Here is a 13,081-nt window from a genome sequence, read left to right as displayed (position 1 = left end):
CCTATATCGGTGACCCCCTGATCCCGCGTCGGCCTCGGGCGTCGAGCGGGACGGACAGCGCTACGACGCGGGAGCGGGGTCATGCCCGCGATCCGGCACAGGTGCAGCCGGATCGACGGTCACGGCAGGAGCTGCTGCTCCATGGCGTAGACAGCTACCCCGGCCCGGGTGCGTCGCCCGGTCTTGTCGTAGATGTGCCCGAGGTGATGTCCCACGGTGCGGCTCGATATGGACAGCTCATGTCCGATCTGCTGGTTGCTCAGCCCCCGCGCAGCAAGTCGCAGTACTTCGATCTCCCGCGCCGTGAGCCCGGCCGGGCGAGGGGACCGGGACGGCGGTCCCCCTGCCGCCCGGATCACCAGGTCGCAGGCGACGCGGTCCAGGGTGCCCGAGTCCGCCTCGCGCGTCAGGAGCTGGATGGCTTCATCGACGGTGAAGGCGTCGCGAGACGCTTGTGGTTCGGTCAGCGTGGCGAACATGTCGGCGGCTGCGAGGATACGAGCCGCAGGACCGGTCTCGGTTCCGAAGGCGCCGCGGTGGTAGCCGCTACCGTCCAGGCGTTCGTGGTGTGCGGCGGCGATCGGTGCCAGCGCGGCGAGCGCGGGTACGCGCTCCAGGACACGCTGGGTCCAGTACGTATGCATTCTCACCCGCTCCATGTCCGCGGTGCTCAACGGCCCGGGCCGGTCCCATACATCGGCGGAGATTCCGGCCCGCCCCAGATCGTGGAGCAGGGCCGCGCAGCGCAGCTGGGTCACTTCGTCGGCCGTGAGACCTCCGAGCCGGCCGGCGCTCTCCGCCAGCCGCGCGACGTGCTCGCTGTGTCCGACCAGCCACGTGCCCTTGAGGTCGACGAACCTGCCGAGAACCGCGCACAGGTCAGGAATCCTCTCGCTGGGCACCATGACGTACGGCGGCGGTTCGGCGCCAATTGCGGAGGCGACGGCGTCGGGTTCACGCAACGTGGCGAGCAGCTTCGGAGCGTCGGCTGCGAACGCACGCGCGAGGTCGGGATCGAGATGGCCGCCGGCGCGCCTGACCACCTCATGGACGGCGAACGGCTCACCGCCCTTCGCGTGGGCCAGGACAGCCTGCTCGGCCACGTGGACGACACGAGCGGCGAAAGACAGGTGGCTGCCAGCAGCTCCCAGGGGTATGCCCTGTCCGTCCCATCGCTCGTACACGTCGCTCAATGCCGCGAGGGTCTGCGGCAGGACGCCGAGTCCCGAGCCGAGCGCCTGGCTGGCCTCGCAGCCGTTGCGCATGGCCTCCACTCCGAGCGTGGGCAGCACCTCGGTCAGTGTGCCCGTCAGCTGCTGAGCGCTCTCGCGCGTCCACCCACCGACCCGGAGCAGCTGCTCGGTCAGAGGCACGTCGTCACCCGGATCAAGGTGCTTCAGCGCGCTCTGGAACGCCACCTCGTCACCGAAGACCGTCGCGAGCTCGGGAGCGAACGATGTGCAACCGACCGAGCGCAGCAGTGCCGTCTCGTAGACCGCTCGGCACGTTTCCTGGTCGCTCGCGAGGACGTCGCGGGCGAACATCGTGGCGACGACGCAGGTGCGTAGCCCTTTCTCAAAGGTCATTCCTGCGGCCAGATCGGTTGTCAGGGAGAGCGCGGTCAGCACCTCGGCCAACCGGATGTCCTCCACCTCTCAAGCCTACGGTCCCTCTGCCTGTGCCCCGGTCCCGTTCGGACCCCGCGCCTCGCGCACAGGACGCGCCGGCAGTCGGCACCGAGGAGCGGCCACCCCTGAGGGGTCGATGAAATAGGTCGATCAGCCGATGTCCCTCGGCTGGTTGCCGAGGAGGATCTACGGAGGCGGGCGCGAGCTCTGCCGCAGCGCTCGGAACCCCCGTTTCGCGCCGCAGCGGTCTGCCGGGATAAGTCAGCCACCCATCGGCACAACACGGAGGCACCACGTGAACAAGCACCAGCACGACGAACAGACCACCACAGGGTGTGCGGTGGTAGAAGCGTTGTACCGCTCGCTCGCCCAGGGTGACGTCGCCGCGCTGCTCGCGGGACTCGACGAGCGGATCGAATGGGTCGTTCCCCCGGGTCTGCACTACGGAGGCACGTACCGAGGGCGCGAGGAGGTACTCGAGAACGTCTTCTCCCGTTTCGCCACCGAGTGGCAGGACTTCACCGTCGCGCCTACAGAGATCATGGAGTCCGGGAACCGTGTCATCGCGCTCGGTCACTACTACAGCGCCAAGAACTTGGCGAGCGGGAAGCCGATGCGGACGCGCTTCGTACACGTGTGGCGACTGCACGACGGTGTCCCGGTCCACTTCGAGACCGTCCTCGACACCCACACCATGGTCGCCGCGATGTGAACGGGCTGACCGGGCGATGCCGTCGGCGTCACCGGTCTCCGTCCTGGAGCTCGCACCGTCCGATCCGGCTCGAAGCGGCAACAATCACCCCGCGTCATCCCCGGTTCACCCGCCGCTCACCAGGTACGACACCGGTTCCACTGCGACGATTGCCCGGTTCTGCACGCCGCCGTGAGGGGAGACGCACGTGACCGGGTACGCCGTCGTGGACGTGGAGACCACCGGGCTGTTCCCCGGCGGGCAGGACCGGATCGCGGAGATCGCGATCGTCCAGGTCGACTCCGACGGTCAGATCGAGGACACCTGGGCAACGCTCGTCAACCCAGGACGAGATCTCGGTCCGCAGCAGATCCACGGGATCAGCGCCTCCGACGCCCGCCACGCGCCGACGTTCGACGACATCGCCGGTCCGGTGGCCGAGCTGCTGCGAGGACGCACCTTCGTGGCGCACAACGCCCAGTTCGACCGACGGTTCGTCTGGCACGCGTTCGCCGCGACCGGATACGACGTCCCGCTCATCGCGCCCACCACCCTGTGCACGATGCGCACCGGCGCGCAGCTGTTCCCCACCGCCCCACGCTCCCTGGCGGGCGCGTGCTTCCACCACGGAGTCACACTCGGATCGGCGCACGAGGCTCTTTCCGACGCGAGCGCTGCGGCAGAACTGTTGCGGATCTACCTGGCCGGCGGTGCCCGCCATGTCGTGCCCGGCTGGGACGACGTCGTCGAGCTCGCCGCAACCACGCCCTGGCCGCTGATCCCTGCCACCGGGGCTGCGCCCATCCGGCGCGGCGTCGCGACCGAGCGCGACACCCACTTCCTCGCCCGGCTCGCCGCAGCCCGCACCTTTCCGATCACCACCTGGGAGAAGGAGGAGTACCTCGAGCTGGTCGACCGGGCGCTGCTGGACCGGCACATCTCGGCGCGCGAGCACGACCAGCTCGCCGCGTTCTGCGTCCAGCTCGGCATGGGTCGTGACGAGGCCGACGCCCTCCACCGCGAGTACCTCGCCGGGCTCGCCGCCGTTGCCTGGGCCGACGGCGTGCTCACTCCCGTTGAAGTGGCCGACTTCCAGGCTGTAGCCGCCATGCTCGAGGTCCCCGCCGACGACGCGCAGCGAATCCTCGAACACCCGGCGCCCACGAGCTCCGCCCCAACCACGGCGGCCGCCATCGACGCTGAGACATCCAGCAGCCCGTTGAGCCGGTTCGCTCTCCGGCCTGGCGACCTGGTCGTCTTCACCGGAGCGATGGACGAGCCACGCGACGTGTGGGAACGCCGTGCCGGCGCGGCCGGACTCGTGGCCCACCCGGCCGTGACAAAGAAGGTACGTCTGGTTGTCGCGGCTGACCCGGACTCGATGTCCGGCAAGGCACGCAAGGCCGAGTCCTACGGCATCCCTGTGGTCAGCGAGGCCGGGTTCGCACGGGTCCTCGACGGTCTCGCGCGTCCCACGGCAGCAGGCGCGATAGCTGCCGGATAGCGGCACAGGGCCGTGCGAGAAGCCGGGCTCACCTCTCAGATCGCTGCCACCGACTGCCGTGCGAGAGGACGAGCTGAGCCGGTTGCGGGTGACGCGAGGCGCAGAGGCTGCGTGAACGCGCACGCCTCGAAGGGCTTGCAGGTTCCTGCAAACCGCTTGGCCGCACTGGTGTTTCACTGCGGTCAAACGAAGGAACGGACAGGTCAAGCGCGATCTGACGGCGGCCTTCGGTGTCGCAATCGGCGCCACCATCGGTGACCAGACGAACCAGCGCTAGCGCCTGGACCTTCAATTCCCCAGGTAGACACAGGAGGCATCTCATGGCCCAGAAGCTCACCCGAGCACTGCTTACGTTTGCGCTCTTGGTCGGCGCGCTCATCGCGGCACCGACCTCGGCCAGCGCAGCCGAGACGTGCAGCGGCACAAGGATCGCCCTGATCACGCACCACAGTCTCAACACGGGCAAGGTCGTCGCCCACACCGGTGTCTTCGACAGGGGCTCCAACAGGTTCTGCGTTCGCACGGTCAAGTCCGGAGTGCTCTACGGACCGAAGACGGCCATGTCGCTCATCATCTACCCCGTCTCTTCCAGCACCCCGCTCGGCCGAGACGTCGGCCGTTTCTACGAGTATGCGGGCCCCCTGAACTTCACGACCTCTTCCTGCTTCGAGGTCAACCTCGGCATGCTCAACAGGGCAGACGAGGAGACCGTGAACTATCGCGGCACCTTCTGCTGAACGAGGCGCTGACAGCCCTGGCGCCAATGCCGGGTAGACCCGGCCGAAGAACGGGAGTGGTGATCTCTTGGCCCGGCGGGCCGGTCAGGACGAGATCGCCACTCCCTCGCCGGCCACGCCGTTCACCGAGGGCCCAGCGTGCTCCACGTGCCGGCCGCGATCTGTGCGGCGCGGTCGGCGTCGCCGTCGGCGAGGGCCTGGACGAGGTCGTCGTGCCGGTCCGCCGACGCGCTCCCGCTCACCGACGAGAACCGCAGCACCTCCGCCCGGCGCAGCACAGGCGTGAACTGGTCGAGCACCGTGGCCAGCGCCTGGTTGGACGCCGCGGTGACAGGGACGGCGTGCAGCTCGTCGTCCGCGGTGAGGGCGGCCTCGATGTCGCCCGCGGCGATCGCCTCACGGAACCGGAGATTGGCCTGGCGCATCGTGTCGAGATCGGCCTCGGTGAGGTTTCCGACGGACTCCCGGACCGCGAGCTGGTGCATGGCCGCGACGACGTCGCGAGCATCTCGGACGGCGCTCTCGGAGAGCGAGGTGACCGTCGTCGAGCGTCCGGGCTGAGCCGAGACCAAGCCGGCCTCCGCCAGGCGTAACAGCGCTTCCCGGACAGGGGTCCTGCTGACACCGAGCCAGGCGGCGAGGTCGACGTCGCGCAGCTGCTCACCGGGAGCGAAGGTGCCGTCGACGATGGCGTCGCGGAGCCGGCGGTAGACGTCGTCCCGAAGGAGGCGACGGTCGATCGTCGGGGCGTTCTGCGGGATAGGCATGCAATATATTGCGCCCCCGCTGGGGACAACTGCAAGCAGCTCACGGGTTTGGCCCAGGGGTTCCTGTGGACGTAGCCGCCCGCCGGGTGAACGCATGGCCCCAGGGTGGACGGGCTCCACGCCGTGGCCCATGCTGATGCCATGACCGCGGTCGATGCTGCGCCGCTGTTCGGCCGCGAAGAGGTGCTTCGCCGACTGGTCGGCGACCTGGACCAGGTCGAGAGTGGTGGGTTCACGGTCGGCCTCAGCGGTGAGCCCGGTGTGGGCAAGAGCGCGGTCCTGACGCGCGTCATGCAGCACGCCGCGACCGCAGGCCTGACCGTCCTGAGCGCAAGGGGCAGCGAGGCGGAGTCACACCTGCCGTACGCCAGCCTGCACCAGCTGTTGCGGCCGGTCCTCGGGCGGGTCGGCGGGCTGCCGGCTCGACAGAGCCAGTCGCTGCTCGCCTGTTTCGGCATGGTCGACGACGTGGAGGCCAATCGGTTCTTCACCTCGCTCGCCGTCCTGGACCTGCTGGCCGAGCTGGCCGACGAGGCACCGGTCGTGGTGTGCCTCGACGACCTGCACTGGATGGACCGGCCGTCCGTCGATGCGCTGGCGTTCGTCGCCCGCCGCATCGCCGCCGAGCGGGTGGTCCTGTTGTCCACGTCGCGGCGACCAGACCCCCAGCTCCTCGGTGATGAGCACGTCGTCACCTGGATCGAGCTGAAAGGACTGCCCGTGGACGCCGCGGACGCGCTGCTGCGGTCGTGCGCGCCGAACCTCAGCCCGGCGCTGCACGACCGTGTGATCACGCAGGCCGACGGCAACCCGCTCGCACTCGTGGAGTTCGCCGGCGCGTTGAACGCCGGGGCTCCTGACTGGACCGAGCTGGACGAAGCGCTTCCGATGACCTTGCGCCTGGAGCGGGCGTTCGCCGCGCGGGCCGACGATCTGGAGCCGGTCGCCCGCGCGATCGTCGATGTCGCGGCCCTCGACGAGGGTGACGATCTCGACGAGGTCGTCGCAGCCGCTGCCATCCTGTGCGGCGCGGCCGTCGGCCCCGACGACGTGCGGCCCGCCGTGGCGCTCGGGCTGCTGGCCGTGGCGGGTCGGACGTACGCCTTCACGCATCCCCTGATCGGCTCGGCAGTCCGGCAGTCGATGTCGCAGGAACGGCGCGAGCAGGGGCATGCCGCTCTGGCAGCCGTCCTGTCGGTCAACCCGGAACGCGCCGCGTGGCACCGGGCCGGCGCGATGTCCGGACGTGACGAGCCCGTCGCGGCGGAGCTCGAGCTCGCGGCCGCCGAAGCCCGTCGACGCGGCGCCTATCCCACCGCGCTCATCTGGCTCGAGCGAGCCGCCGTGCTCAGCCCGGATCCGCTCGACCGGGCCGCCCGCCTCCTCAGCGCGGCCGAGGTGGGCTTCGAGCTCGGCAGGTTCGCCGAGGTCGAGCGGCTCAAGGACCAGGTCACGCGGATGACGCTGCGGCCACGGGACCGCTCACGGCTCACCTGGTTGACGGGCGCGTTCCACGACGGCGCCACCAGCGATCCTGCCGATGTCCGCCACCTGGTCGACCTGGCCCGGCATGCCACAGCCGAGGCGGACATCGAGCTGACGATGCAGCTGCTGTTCGGAGCGGCCCGCAGGGTCTGGTGGCGAGACCCCGGCGCAGCGGTCCGGCGGGAGATCGTCCGTGCCACGCGCGCGGTCCCGCTACCCGCCGCGGACCCGAGGGTGCTCGCCGTGCTCGGCCTCGCGGAGTCCCTCGAGCTGAGCGGGCCGGTGATGGAGCAGCTGACCCACTCGCCGGTCGACGGCGGTGGACACGCCGATATCGCCGCACTCCTGGGCATCGCGGCGTTCTGCGCGGGCGACTTCGTGCGCGCGGACTCGTCCCTCTCGACGGCGATCCACGGCCTTCGCGCCGAAGGCCGCCTGAGCCTCCTCGCCGAGGCACTCGCGATCCGCGCCTGGGCGGAGATCAACCTGGGCGTCTTCGACCCGGCGCGGTCGGCCGACGAGGGCATGCGCCTGTCCGACGAGACCGGCCAGCGGGTGTGGGCCGGGACGGCGCGGCTCGCGCTGGCATTCGTCGACGCGGTCGGCGGGAGCTGGGACCGACGTCATCGCCTGCTCGCCGAGGCCGAGCAGACCGCGCTCCAGCTCCCGAACGCGAGCTCGTCGCTGCTGGCGGGGGCGCAGCTCGTGCGCGGCATCGGCGAGCTGGGAGCAGACCGGCCCGAGCAGGCATACGGCGAGCTGCTCCGTGTGTTCGAGCCGGACGATCCCGCCTTTCAGCGGGTGCAACAGGTCTGGACGATCAGCTACCTGGCCGAGGCCGCCGTCCGGATCGGCCGTCGGGACGAGGCGAGAACCCTGATCGCCTCCGTCGAGGAGATGGCGAACGGATCCGCTGCCATCGGTACGGAGATAGCGCTCGCGTACTCGCATGCCGTGCTCGCCGACGACGCCACGGCCGAGCAGCTCTTCCATCGCGCGCTCACCGGCGCCGGACGCCGGTTCCCCTGGCACCATGCCCGCACCCAGCTCGCCTACGGTTCGTGGCTGCGCCGCCAGCGACGGGTGGCCGAGTCGCGTGACCCGCTCAGGGCGGCGCGCACGGCGTTCGAAGCCCTCGGAGCCAGACCATGGACACAGCAGGCCGACCAGGAGCTGCGGGCGACCGGTGAACGCGGCTGGCGACCCGCGGACGGCGTCCGCCCGCAGCTGTCTCCTCAGGAGGGCCAGATCGCCGGCCTCGCCGCCCAGGGCCTGTCCAACCGGGACATCGGCCAGCGCCTCTTCCTGTCGCACCGCACCGTGGGCTCGCACCTCTACCGCATCTTTCCCAAGCTCGGCATCACCAGCCGCCAGCAGCTCGCCGGCGTCCTGAACGAAGCACAGTCATCCGACTGAAGCCGGGAGGATCCCGGTCGTCCTAACCTCCAAGCAGACCCTGGTGCGACCAGCACCGGGGACCGAGCAAGGAGGCAACCGTGGCAACACCAGTGCTCTTCATCCACGGGCTGTGGCTGCACGGCAGCTCATGGGAATCATGGGTGACGCGGTTCCGCGACGAGGGCTATGCGCCGCAGGCGCCGGGCTGGCCTGGTGACGGGGAGACCGTGGCGTCCTCACGGCAGAGCCCGGAGGCGATCGGCGACCACGGCATCGACGACGTCGTGGCGCACTTCGCCGCGATCATCGACGAGCTCCCCGAGCTGCCGATCCTGATCGGGCACTCGTTCGGCGGGATGATCGCCCAGAAGCTGCTCGGCCAGGACCGCGCCAGGGCCGCGATCGCGATCGACGCCGCCCAGATCAAGGGTGTGCTGCCCGTCCCCCTGTCGGCCCTGCGCGCGACCCTGCCCGTGTTCAAGAACCCCGCGAACAAGCACCGAGCGGTCTCGTTGACCGCGGAGGAGTTCCGCTTCGCCTTCGGGAACGCCGTCTCCGCGGAGGAGTCCGACGAGCTGTTCGAGCGATGGACGATCCCGGCACCCGGCAAGCCCTTGTTCGAGGCCGCGGCGGCCAACTTCGACCCGCACTCGCCGGCGAAGGTCGACACCGACAACCAGTCCCGTGGTCCGCTCCTGCTGATCGCCAGCGGCAAGGATCACACCGTCCCCGAGTCGGTGACTCGCGCGACGCTCAAGCAGTACCGGCACTCGGAGGCGGTCACCGACCTGACCACCTTCCCGGACCGAGGACACTCGCTGACGATCGACTCAGGCTGGGCGGAGATCGCCGAGACCTGCCTCGTCTGGCTGAAGGAGCAGTCCCTGTGAAGCTCGACCTGGCCGGACGGCGGGCGGTGGTGACCGGCGCGAGCAAGGGCATCGGTCTCGCCGTGGTCCGCGCTCTGGTGGACGAGGGCATGCACGTGGCCGCAGGGGCTCGCAGTCCGTCCGCCGAGCTGAGCGAGCTGGCCGAGCGCGGTGTCGTCACGGCGCTCGGCGATCTCACGACCACGGCGGGCTGCCAGGCGCTCGTGGACCTGGCCGTCGACCGCTTCGGCGGCGTCGACCTGCTGGTCAACAATGTCGGCGGGGTACGGCCGCACACCACCGGGTTCCTGGACGTCTCCGATGCCGACTGGGAGTGGGCCCTGCAGGTGAACCTGCTCTCCGCCGTACGCGCCACCCGAGCGGCGCTGCCCCATCTGCTCGAGGCTGCGCCGTCGGCCATCGTGACGATCTGCTCGGTCAACGCGACCCTGCCGGACCCCGGAGTGATCGAGTACAGCGCCGCGAAGGCGGCGCTGCGCAGCTTCTCCAAGTCGCTGTCCAAGGAGGTAGGACCCTCCGGGGTCAGGGTCAACACCGTCAGCCCCGGCCCGGTGGAGACAGCGCTCTGGCTCGGACCGGGCGGAGTAGCGGAGACGCTCGGTCAGGCCCAGGGTGTCGACCCCGACGCCGTGCGCGAAGCCGCCGTCGCCGGCACCCCGACCGGGCGGTTCACCCGGCCCGACGAGGTCGCCCAGGTCGTGCTGCTGCTTGCGTCCGGCACGGCCGGCAACGTGACGGGGACCGACGTGCTGATCGACGGCGGCATGGTCGCCACGGTCTGAGACACCTGCGTCAGGGCTCGAAGACGGATGCGTTGTCGCATGCCCGGTCGGCGAAGGTGAGCGCGGGTTGCCCCAGGAGGTCCTCCACGGTCATCGCTCGGGGCGCAGACCCGCCCCGAGCGCGTCGCCGCCGTCAGGCACCCACCGCAGCACATCTCCCGGCTGGCAGTCGAGAACCTGACAGATCGCGTCGAGCGTCGAGAACCGGACCGCCTTCGCCCGGCCGTTCTTCAGCACCGACACGTTGGCCGGACTCAGGCCGATCGCATCGGCGAAGTCGCCGACCGACATCTTCCGCTGCGCCAGGAGCACATCGATGTCGACGACTATCGCCATCAGAGCACGCCGTCCAGCTCGGTCTGTGCGTCCGTCGCCCGTCCTACGAGCCGATGGGTCACGAACACGACGCCGAGCAGTGCGACGCCGACGAAACATCCCAGGCCGCTCGCCATCCACAGCCCCAGGTCCCCCATGTCGTCGGGCATCGGGATCCCCACGAACGTCACATACAGGAAGAGGCCGGCGGTCAGCAGCGTCGCGACGCCGACCGCCGCGCCGATCGTGACCACCCAGCGCTGCGTGCCCGGCCGGAAGAAGGTGCCCGTCTGGGCGCGGAGCACAAGGACCCACAGGGCCGCGAGCGACACCTGCGCGCAGGCGATGAACGCGATCCCGGCCGCCAGGAGCGGGGCACGGTACGGCTCGTACGGGGGGAACAGCCTGACCTCGTCGGCGGCGATCCCGGGCAGGATCACGACCTGGGCGAACAGGGCGATGGCGATCCCGCTGAAGATCAGCAGCGTGAGCATGTTGAAGACGATGCGATTCATACAGCGAGTATCGGTAGGAATCGCTCGATAGTCAATAGATTATTGGCGACAGTCGATCGATGAACGATGTCGCGACCTGACCCTTCCGAGGCACGGACGAGCGGCTCCCAGCCATAGAGGCCGAGAGCCGCTCGTTCTCCGGGGTCGCTCAGCCGGTGACGGCCAGCTGCGGCGACGACTCCCCGGGAACCGTCGGCACCGGACGAGGCTCCGCCTGGTCGGTGGGCGCGGGCTCCGTCCTCGACTCGTCACGGCCCGTGGCGGGCGCCTGCGACGGAGCGGCGCTCGGCTCGGTCCTGGTGTCCTTCGGGGCGGACGGAACCGGCGTCGCCTCTGCGGGCGCCGCGGGCTCGGGAGCGGCGTCGGTGGGCGCCGACGACACGCGTGCCTCCTGAGCGGAAGCAGACGGCGCGGTCGACGGCGGTTCCGGCACCGCCGCGCTCGCCGTCGTGCAAGCCGTGGCCAGCAGCACGACGGCGAGCGCGCTGCCCGCGGCGCCGAGGCCCCGCGAGGCGGTGCTCCAGACCGTACGGCGGAGCCGGGCCGGGTTGGAGCTGTCGGACGGGTTCGATGAGTTTCGGTTGAGAGTCACAAAGCGTTCAATGTCCACCGGTGTGCGGAGCATGACGCCTCCACGCCGTGACGTGGTTCATACGAGCCGGGTGTCATCGTGAGGCGTAGCCGGACACCAGCCCGCGTGCGGCGTCAGGCCGGGAGCTCGACCGGGAACGGCTCCGCGAAGTCCGCCGAACGGCTCACGGCAGCCCATCGGAGGTCCGACTCCAGCAGACGGCGGTCCTGCGCCACGGACATCTCGGTGGCGTTCACACCGAGCGGCAGGTTGGTCGGCAGGTCGTCCCGCTTGGCCAGCGCGACGAGGATCTGGGCGGCCCGGTCGGGATCGCCGGCAGCACCGGCACCGCCCTGACGCATGTGCGCGTTCATCGCGCCGACGGTGGACTCGTACCCGGCAGGTGCCTCGTGCACGGTCATGGAAGCGCCGGCCCAGTCGGTGGCGAACCCGCTCGGCTCGACGACGAGCACCTTGACGCCGAACGGCGCCGTCTCGGTGCGCAGCACCCGGCTGAAGCCGTCGATGGCGAACTTCGCCGCCTGGTAGGACGCGATGCCCGGCGACCCGCCGACCCGTCCGCCCGTCGACGAGAACTGGATCACGAGGCCGCCACCCTGCTCGCGAAGCAGCGGGATCGCCGCCTTGGAGACGTTGTAGACGCCCCAGAAGTTGGTCTCGAACTGGGTGCGGAAGTCGGCGTCGTCGGTGGTCTCGATGGGCGACACGTTGGCGTAGCCCGCGTTGTTGACGATCACGTCGATCCGGCCGAAGCGGGCCGTGGCCTCGGCGAGCGCGGCGCGAGCCTCTGCCTGGTCGGTGACGTCGAGCCGGAGCGGGAGCACCCGGTCGTCGTACTCGGCCACGAGGTCGTCGAGCTGTTCGGGCCGCCGCGCGGTGGCGGCCACCCGGTCGCCGGCGGCGAGCGCGGCGGTGGCGAGGGAGCGGCCGAAGCCGCGGGAGGAACCGGTGATGAACCATGTCTGCTGCATGTCTTTAATAAAACACCGTTGCCTTAACTTGCGCAACCCTGTTGCGCTAAGATGTGACCATGACGCCTTCCGGGGACTTCCAGCGAGCGCGCTCCCCCGGGGCCAAGCTCGTCCGCGAGGCCGCGATCCTCGACGCCGCCCGCCGTCTCGGCGCCGAACGCGGCATCCGGGAGATCACGCTGACCGACATCGCCGAGGCCGTCGGCATGCACAAGTCCGCGATGCTGCGGTACTTCGAGACGCGCGAGGAGATCTTCCTGCGGCTCACCGCCGAGGGCTGGCGCGACTGGGCGCCGGCGCTGGCCGAGCGGCTGCGCGCCATCGAGCAGCCCGACCCGGACGCCGTCGCAGCAGCCTTTGCCGGGACCCTCGCCGCCCGTCCGATGTTCTGCGACCTGCTCGCGCAGACGCCGCTCAACCTGGAGCGGAACGTGTCGGTCGAGAAGGTCCGCGAGTTCAAGCTCACGACCGGCGAGGGCCTCGGTCAGATCGTGCCCGCCGTCCGAGCCGCCCTGCCCGGCCTGACGGAGCAGGACGGCATCGACCTGGTCGCGGCGTCGACCTCCATGGCCGGCACGTTCCACCAGATCGCCACGCCGGGGCCGGAGGTCGCCGCGCTCTACCGCTCCGACCCCCGGCTCTCGCACGCCCTGGTCGACGTCGAGCCACGGCTGGTCCGGATCCTCGCGGCGATGCTGCACGGCCTGGTGGGACGGCGGCCCGGCCCGGCCTGACCGGCTCGCAGGCGCGGCCCGCGGCGTCGCACTTTCCGGGCTTGTGCGAGCCCGGCAACATTAGGATCGCGA

The 13,081-nt window shown here is 70.3% G+C and carries 13 protein-coding genes; 7 read left to right on the top strand and 6 right to left on the bottom strand.

The genetic code is table 11. The features are described from left to right. Window positions 1-119: 119 nt before the first annotated feature. Window positions 120-1,652 (bottom strand): HD domain-containing phosphohydrolase, encoded by a 1,533-nt coding sequence (locus tag ACNYC2_RS08000; RefSeq protein ID WP_419706516.1) that lies wholly within the window; start codon window positions 1,650-1,652, stop codon window positions 120-122. Window positions 1,653-1,923: 271 nt separating this feature from the next. Between ACNYC2_RS08000 and ACNYC2_RS07995 the strand changes: the two genes are divergently transcribed. From ACNYC2_RS07995 to ACNYC2_RS07985, 3 genes are all read left to right on the top strand, one after another. Beyond that, window positions 1,924-2,340: a nuclear transport factor 2 family protein gene (locus ACNYC2_RS07995; RefSeq protein ID WP_419706515.1), complete on the top strand. Its 417-nt coding sequence runs from the start codon at window positions 1,924-1,926 to the stop codon at window positions 2,338-2,340. Window positions 2,341-2,527: 187 nt separating this feature from the next. Continuing rightward, on the top strand, window positions 2,528-3,823 hold the full coding sequence (locus ACNYC2_RS07990) for an exonuclease domain-containing protein (RefSeq protein WP_419706514.1): 1,296 nt from the start codon (window positions 2,528-2,530) through the stop codon (window positions 3,821-3,823). A gap of 320 nt (window positions 3,824-4,143) precedes the next feature. Beyond that, a complete protein-coding gene (locus ACNYC2_RS07985) occupies window positions 4,144-4,560 on the top strand; it encodes a hypothetical protein (RefSeq protein ID WP_419706513.1) in 417 nt (138 codons plus the stop codon). Between the two features lie 122 nt (window positions 4,561-4,682). Here the strand turns inward: ACNYC2_RS07985 and ACNYC2_RS07980 are convergent, their stop codons facing one another. Next, on the bottom strand, window positions 4,683-5,327 hold the full coding sequence (locus tag ACNYC2_RS07980; RefSeq protein ID WP_419706512.1) for a GntR family transcriptional regulator: 645 nt from the start codon (window positions 5,325-5,327) through the stop codon (window positions 4,683-4,685). 141 nt (window positions 5,328-5,468) lie between these two features. On the opposite strand from ACNYC2_RS07980, the gene ACNYC2_RS07975 reads away from it, so the two are divergent. From ACNYC2_RS07975 to ACNYC2_RS07965, 3 genes are all read left to right on the top strand, one after another. Then, window positions 5,469-8,228 (top strand): helix-turn-helix transcriptional regulator, encoded by a 2,760-nt coding sequence (locus ACNYC2_RS07975; RefSeq protein ID WP_419706511.1) that lies wholly within the window; start codon window positions 5,469-5,471, stop codon window positions 8,226-8,228. An 80-nt stretch (window positions 8,229-8,308) separates the two neighbouring features. Beyond that, the gene (locus ACNYC2_RS07970) at window positions 8,309-9,100 is read left to right on the top strand and encodes an alpha/beta hydrolase (protein ID WP_419706510.1); all 792 of its coding nucleotides are present in this window, start codon (window positions 8,309-8,311) and stop codon (window positions 9,098-9,100) included. Beyond that, window positions 9,097-9,882: an oxidoreductase gene (locus ACNYC2_RS07965; RefSeq protein WP_419706509.1), complete on the top strand. Its 786-nt coding sequence runs from the start codon at window positions 9,097-9,099 to the stop codon at window positions 9,880-9,882. Before ACNYC2_RS07970 ends, ACNYC2_RS07965 begins: the two co-directional genes overlap by 4 nt. 90 nt (window positions 9,883-9,972) lie before the next feature. Here ACNYC2_RS07965 and ACNYC2_RS07960 read toward each other — a convergent pair whose 3' ends face one another. The 4 genes from ACNYC2_RS07960 to ACNYC2_RS07945 all read right to left on the bottom strand — a co-directional run bounded on the left by ACNYC2_RS07960 (window position 9,973) and on the right by ACNYC2_RS07945 (window position 12,275). Beyond that, entirely contained in the window at window positions 9,973-10,218 is a 246-nt protein-coding gene (locus tag ACNYC2_RS07960; protein WP_419706508.1) for a helix-turn-helix domain-containing protein, read from the bottom strand. After that, window positions 10,218-10,712 carry a DUF2975 domain-containing protein gene (locus tag ACNYC2_RS07955; protein WP_419706507.1) on the bottom strand — a complete coding sequence of 165 codons (495 nt, stop codon included), beginning with the start codon at window positions 10,710-10,712 and terminating at the stop codon, window positions 10,218-10,220. The genes ACNYC2_RS07960 and ACNYC2_RS07955 overlap by 1 nt, the downstream gene beginning before the upstream one ends. Before the next feature lie 148 nt (window positions 10,713-10,860). Beyond that, window positions 10,861-11,304 carry a hypothetical protein gene (locus tag ACNYC2_RS07950; protein ID WP_419706506.1) on the bottom strand — a complete coding sequence of 148 codons (444 nt, stop codon included), beginning with the start codon at window positions 11,302-11,304 and terminating at the stop codon, window positions 10,861-10,863. Between the two features lie 113 nt (window positions 11,305-11,417). Further along, on the bottom strand, window positions 11,418-12,275 hold the full coding sequence (locus ACNYC2_RS07945) for an SDR family NAD(P)-dependent oxidoreductase (protein ID WP_419706505.1): 858 nt from the start codon (window positions 12,273-12,275) through the stop codon (window positions 11,418-11,420). A 59-nt stretch (window positions 12,276-12,334) separates the two neighbouring features. Here ACNYC2_RS07945 and ACNYC2_RS07940 point away from each other — a divergent pair, with 59 nt between their 5' ends. Next, window positions 12,335-13,009 carry a TetR/AcrR family transcriptional regulator gene (locus tag ACNYC2_RS07940; RefSeq protein ID WP_419706504.1) on the top strand — a complete coding sequence of 225 codons (675 nt, stop codon included), beginning with the start codon at window positions 12,335-12,337 and terminating at the stop codon, window positions 13,007-13,009. Window positions 13,010-13,081 lie beyond the last annotated feature (72 nt).

Origin of the sequence: Promicromonospora sp. NFX87 (assembly GCF_048564965.1) — a bacterium.
Classification (GTDB): Bacteria; Actinomycetota; Actinomycetes; order Actinomycetales; family Cellulomonadaceae; genus Promicromonospora.
The sequence above is the reverse complement of the archived record's forward strand: the minus strand, read 5'-3'. Positions and strand labels throughout refer to the sequence as shown.